At 70.9% G+C, this 1,081-nt stretch carries 2 protein-coding genes; both read right to left on the bottom strand.

Annotated features, from left to right (window positions below):
* The coding region (locus BBK14_RS15930) for a WhiB family transcriptional regulator (protein WP_198541309.1) at nucleotides 1-250 on the bottom strand (250 nt) is incomplete at its 3' end.
* Nucleotides 247-1,081: recombination directionality factor (locus BBK14_RS38350; RefSeq protein WP_198541308.1), on the bottom strand; the 835-nt coding region annotated here is incomplete at its 5' end. The genes BBK14_RS38350 and BBK14_RS15930, both read right to left, overlap by 4 nt.

Genomic DNA, 1,081 nt, shown 5'->3' with positions numbered 1-1,081 from the left:
GGAAGGATGTGGCGAGCTCGCCGCCCCACATTCCGTATTGCTCCCCCCGCTCGATCGCACCGGCAAGGCACGTGGCCTGGACCTGGCATCCGGCGCACGTCTTCTTGGCCCGGCGCAGCTCCGCCTCCGCCTCCGCGGCGGAAATTCGCAGATACGACCTGCCGTGGTCGGTGAGGTCGGCGATGAGGTCGAACAGCGCTTCCCTTCCCTTGCAGGCCGGGCGATCCTCGTCCGGTGGCGGCGCCGTCACGTCAACTCCTCGATCGGCACGCCGACGCCTTCCGGGATCACGATGCCCAGCTCGGGGTCGTAGCCCTCGGGGTACTCCGGCTGGGCCGGGGTGAGTTGGTGGAGGCGGTCGGCCAGAATGTCGCGGAGCGTGCTGTCCAGCTCGTCGCCCTCGCCGCGCACGAACTGGTCCATAGCCGGCGACTTCCCGTTCCTGTCCAGGAACTTGACGATCTTCTCGCGAGTGATGTCGGGCTGCCGGGCCCACGCGGCGGCCTGGGCCGCCATCTCGGCCGGGTCGGTCGCCGGCTGCGGCGATCGGTCGGTGGGAGTCGTAGCGGTCGGCGCACTGGCGGCGGGGGGCTCCGTTGCGCCGGTCTCGCTGGTGCCGGCGGGCAGCGCGGCCGGGGCCGGACTCGCGCTCGCCGTGAGGGCCAAGCGCTCCCGCTGGCGAGCGGTGGCGAGCTGCTGGAGGGTGCCGCCGCCCTCACCAGCCATGATCTGGGCCACCGACACGTCGATGTCGATGTCCACCACAGGGAACCGGCGGCCGGGGCCGCCGGGCTCCTTGGGCGGCAGCTTCATCTCGTGAAGTACCAGCCGGGCGGGCACGAACCAATCGCCCCCCTGCCCCTCCTGCTCGGCCTTCTTGCGCAGCTCGGCCGCCGCATTGCGCAGGAAGGCAGCCTTGATGGGGAAGTCCGCGGCCACGAACTTGCCGCGAGAGGTGAAGCGCCACCACCCGATGCCCGGCAGGTCGATGAACCGAACCAGCAGCTGCGTCTCCGGCTTACAAAGCTGGTGGCGCTTGGCCTGGCACTCGCACGGGTTCCCAGAGACCTCGTTGACCGCG

The sequence above is a fragment of the Parafrankia soli genome, assembly GCF_001854695.1.
GTDB lineage: Bacteria > Actinomycetota > Actinomycetes > Frankiales > Frankiaceae > Parafrankia > Parafrankia soli.
This window is presented reverse-complemented; position numbering and strand designations above follow the sequence as displayed.